Annotated in this window: 6 protein-coding genes; 2 read left to right on the forward strand and 4 right to left on the reverse strand. The window is 36.2% G+C overall.

All coding sequences use genetic code 11. From position 1 onward, the window contains the following. The 3 genes from AC1DG9_RS23350 to AC1DG9_RS23360 all read right to left on the reverse strand — a co-directional run. On the reverse strand, positions 1-656 hold a 656-nt coding region (locus tag AC1DG9_RS23350), incomplete at its 3' end, for a carboxypeptidase-like regulatory domain-containing protein (RefSeq protein WP_477635338.1). Between the two features lie 412 nt (positions 657-1,068). Then, positions 1,069-1,794 (reverse strand): LytR/AlgR family response regulator transcription factor, encoded by a 726-nt coding sequence (locus AC1DG9_RS23355; RefSeq protein WP_337716345.1) that lies wholly within the window; start codon positions 1,792-1,794, stop codon positions 1,069-1,071. Positions 1,795-1,803: 9 nt separating this feature from the next. Beyond that, entirely contained in the window at positions 1,804-2,865 is a 1,062-nt protein-coding gene (locus tag AC1DG9_RS23360; RefSeq protein ID WP_288879467.1) for a sensor histidine kinase, read from the reverse strand. A gap of 173 nt (positions 2,866-3,038) precedes the next feature. On the opposite strand from AC1DG9_RS23360, the gene AC1DG9_RS23365 reads away from it, so the two are divergent. Next, positions 3,039-3,497, forward strand: a complete 459-nt coding sequence (locus AC1DG9_RS23365) for a hypothetical protein (RefSeq protein WP_172663123.1) — start codon at positions 3,039-3,041, stop codon at positions 3,495-3,497. A 149-nt stretch (positions 3,498-3,646) separates the two neighbouring features. Further along, positions 3,647-4,084 (forward strand): immunity 22 family protein, encoded by a 438-nt coding sequence (locus AC1DG9_RS23370; protein ID WP_288879470.1) that lies wholly within the window; start codon positions 3,647-3,649, stop codon positions 4,082-4,084. Positions 4,085-4,093: 9 nt separating this feature from the next. On the opposite strand, the gene AC1DG9_RS23375 is transcribed toward AC1DG9_RS23370, so the two are convergent. Continuing rightward, the gene (locus AC1DG9_RS23375; protein ID WP_288879471.1) at positions 4,094-4,552 is read right to left on the reverse strand and encodes an NUDIX hydrolase; all 459 of its coding nucleotides are present in this window, start codon (positions 4,550-4,552) and stop codon (positions 4,094-4,096) included. Positions 4,553-4,761 lie beyond the last annotated feature (209 nt).

Genomic DNA, 4,761 nt, shown 5'->3' on the forward strand with positions numbered 1-4,761 from the left:
CCATTTGCACCTCTTGATCCATAAATAGCTGTTGATGAAGCGTCTTTTAGTACCTCAACCGAAGCTACATCCAAAGGGTTAACAGAGTTTGGATCTACGCCAACTACCCCATCAATTACATACAATGGATCTATGTTGGAGTTAATTGAGCCAATACCCCTTACCCTTACCTTTGCGGCCGCACCCGGAGCAGCACTGTTAATACTAACCTCTACACCGGTAACTTTACCCTGCAAAGCCTGAGATATATTAGCCACAGGTTTATCCATCAGTTGCTCGCCTTTAACTGTAACTACAGCACCCGTAAGGTCAGATTTTTTTACAGTACCGTATCCAATTACCACAACCTCATTTAAACCGCTTGAGGATTCAGCTAATTGGATATTGATGGTTTTTCTGGCGCCTACTTTAACTTCCTGAGTAGTATAACCAGTGTACGAGAAAACCAAAATATCGTTTTCTCCTTTTACTTCAATGCCGTAATTCCCGCTGGCATCGGCGGAAGTAGCGAGTGTGGTACCTTTTACCAGGATACTTACACCTGGTAAAGGACTGTTGTCTTTTGCATCGCTAACCTTGCCAATAATCTTAAGCTGAGCCATCGCATGAAAGGACAGCATAGAAAATATGACCGAATAAAATATTCTTTTCATCATAATATTAGTTTTAGGATTTAGTTTTAGTTTTTTGAATGACCAGGGAATTCCTGGAATAGTAGATCAGCTAAAACAATTTAGTCATGGTGGCAAATAATTGATATCCACAAAGATTAATTTAAGCTTTAGATGATTTAAATAATAGTACAGAACACGCATAGTATAGGGATTTAGGTAGACACGGTATTTAGCACTTGGAGAGCTCCAGAATTTTTAAGGGAATGGTGTTGGTAGCATTATGTAAATACATACCATACAAATGGATATTGCTCGTTTCATACTAGGGACTTAATATTTAACAGTAAATTTGGTTACAGCACCATTGCGATTGATTAATTCGCGATGAATGTATCTACAATATAAATAACAAAAAATTAAGTTCCAAACATTTTAAGGATAAAGAAGGAGATACCTAGATATTGAGTGCTTTTTCAAGGTTATTTTTAAAATTTCGTCCGATAGGAATTTGATAACCATCCAGTACAATTCTGTTCCTTTCCAGACGCGTTATTTTCTGAATGGATACGATGAAGGATTTATGTACCCGAATGAAACGGTCGTGCGGAAAAATATCAAGCATTGCTTTAATTGACCCTTTGAGCAGGATTTTTCCGGTATAAGCATAAATTATTGCATAGTCTTTAAGCCCTTGAATGTGGGTAACATCATTAAAATGCAGTTTTATGCGTTGCACACCGCTTTTAACAAAAATAAAATCAGTTTCCCGAAAGGCAGGATTATCATCAATATTTATATTCTGCGCTTTTAAGGTTAAGAATTCTGTGATTTTTTCAATAGCCTGCTTAAAACGATTAAAAGAAATCGGTTTTAATAAAAAATCAACTACTCCCATTTCATAACCTTCAAAAGCATAATCGCGGTAAGCAGTTGTAAAAATTGTAAGTGGTGGATCTGTTAATTCGTTCAGAAATTCAATACCTGTCATTTCCGGCATCTCAATATCGATAAATAGTACGTCGACAGGTTGATTTTGCAAAAAACGCAAGGCTTCTCGTGTGTTGGCAAACAACGACACAGAATGTACATTGTCGATACGTTTTAAGTAACCGTCCAATATTTCAAGCGCTAGCGGTTCATCATCTACAACAACAATTCTCAGCATTATTTCTAATTTCAATCCATTTAGTTATAATTCAATTACCAGCCTGGCATGGAAAACATTTTTCTTATCATCAAATTCAAGTTGGTGTTTAGCCGGATAAAGCAGCTCCAAACGTTTTCTTAAATTATCAAGCCCTATTCCACCCTTGCCTTTATTAGAAACTGTTGATGGTTTTGAGTTTTCTATATTAACTGTTAATGTTGCATTATTCAATGCTATATCAACAGTAAGCCAACTATTTTCAGTTTGCTTACTAAGCCCATGTTTAAAAGCGTTTTCTACCAAAGGCAGCAACAATAAAGGGGCAATTTCATGACCTTTTAGTTCAGCATTAATATTTAATAAAATAGCAGAATCAGCACTAAATCTGAGTCGCTCTAATTCAATGTAATTACTTAAGTAAGCAATTTCTTTTTCCAGCAGTACCTTTGCATCAGTACTATCATATAGCATATATTCCATCATTTCTGATAGCTTAAGCACTACATCTGGTGCTAGTTCTGATTTTTTAAGTGTTAATGCATACAAGTTATTTAATATATTGAACAGGAAATGTGGATTTACCTGGGCACGAAGAAAATTAACTTCTGCATTTAATTTTTCTACGGTAATTTTCTGAATGAGAAGCTGTTGCCCATACCAATCCATACTTAATTTAAGCGCCAGCATTAAACCTAAATACCATAACGTGCTAAAGAAATTGTAAGATAGACTTTCCATTAAATCGCTGTTGCGCATAGGGCCTATAACATAACCATACAAATAAAAATCAAAAAGACTCTGGGCTGTTAGGTACCCTATTACTGAAGCAATAACTGCCACGGAATATATAAAGTAGCGTTTCTTTAGCAGGTATTTTGGCAAGAAAAAGTGAAGGTTAAGGTAGGCTATGACAATTAGCAGAGCAATTCTTACAGTTACGCAAGCAACAAAATAAGGCATACTGGCTTTGTATATGAGGTATCTTTTCTCATATATAAAGAATCCTGTGATCAACAACCAATAGGTACTATGAGCCAGGACATACTTTAGGGAAACAGTCCCTTTTGAAAATGGCAGCTTAAGCTGCTTGTCAAGAAAGTCCATATTTAAATATCATATATAAAGGAACTTAAAAGTGCTAAACCTCCAAAATTATTTCGACGAACGGCATAAAAAGTAGAGGTTCGTCTACTTTTTCGTTTACTGGTCTACTATTTTTTTGCATGGTTTCCTTTTCAGCTAATATTGTTCAGGTATTTAAATTTAAAAATTGCATTATGAAAACTACAACATTCAATCAGGCGTTTATTAAGATATTTACGCTGATTACATTATGTTTCACCACGTTCGGTTTCACCACGAAATTTGGATTGGACAGTTATGAGATTTACTTAAACAACAAGCTTATTCTTAAACAGTCGGTAAACGAGCAATTGAGCTTAAGGGTACTGCAACTTGATAAGGCAAATGTTAATGATCAGTTGCGCATCAATTACATACACTGCACTTTAAAGGGAGCAGGCACGAATAGAAATATAGTTCTAAAAGATGAAAAGGGAAAGAAACTGAAAGATTGGTCATTTGCCAATGCGACTGGTTCTGATTTAACTATGGTGATCTCCGTAAAAGAGCTGTTATCGCTGATAAAAAACAATCCAAATCATGAGCTGAGTCTGCATTATACATCAAAGGAACTTACTAAAGCTCAGATGCTTGCATCTCTTACAGTTAATTAGACTAAAGTTACCTAGAAGGTCTGCCTCCAGTAGACAGTCCTTCTTTTTGTCTGTTGAAAATGAATAGCTTATTCGTGTAAGCTAAAAAATCCGTACCTTGAGGCCATTACGACTAACGCAGCCAGCTGAAAGCACAAGAAAAACACAACATGGCAGAGCAACTCATCCATATCTGGGCAGGAATGTCACAAAATAAAACAGAAGAGCAATTCTATAAATACTTTGATCAGAGTAAATTTCTGAAAGACAATAACAGTTTTAATACAGATGAAGCTTATTCCAGAAATGCACCTGATTTCCAACTTCGCTCTCAGTTCAGCAAAGACATTGGCAAGGAGTATGACTACGATGCAGACTGGCTGACCATTTATCATGGTCGCAAAAGAATCAGCATTCAGGCTGCCATTGAAGAGCTACCGATCTGGGATGACCAAACAGAAGTAGACATCTATCAGGCCTGTATCAGTAAAGGAATTTCTACGGTAAACTCTATTCTTTGTTATGCAGATGACGAGCTTAGCATAGACAATCCCCTTGAAAACTATAACGATATGATCTTTATAGGCAGTTTTAATAACCCGAGATAATTTACAACACTATAGAAACATATTTTTAAGCTCTTTAAGAAATTCGCATTGCTGCTGACTGATAAATTCCTCGGCCTGCGTTAGAGAAAACCACCGGGCCTGATCTATTTCTGGAAAATCGACAATTTTACCTGATTTAGGCGGCCATTCTAAAGGGAAGGTATTGCATGTGATGTTGTCGGCATCTAAATCGCCGCTAACAGCCCAGCAATTAACTATTTTACCACCCTTCTGAACCACTGGCTTCAACGCTTTAAAATCTCCATGAGGCAGATAACCTGTTTCTTCATTAAATTCCCGCAAAGCCGTCTGTAAAGTATCTTCATTAGGCAATATTTCGCCCTTAGGAACAGTCCACCAACCTTTGTCCTTATTACGAAAAAAGGGGCCGCCAGGATGAACGAGTAAAACTTCTGGTTCTTTATTTTTTATCCTATACAGCAATATACCGGCACTATGTTTACTCATTGGTTGTAATTTCTGTTAATTTATAGATTATTGACTAAATAAAGATGATGATGTCGCAATCACCCCTATTAATTGTCTTTTATCACCATGTAAGTTTAACTTACTTACCTCTATATTTGTTTTATACCAAAGAATAAACATTTATAAACTCAACAATATGTCATTTCAAGGATACTTAAAGACCATCAAAGAAAAAACCGGGTTAGATC

It is taken from the genome of Pedobacter sp. 05L430 (genome assembly GCF_056397585.1).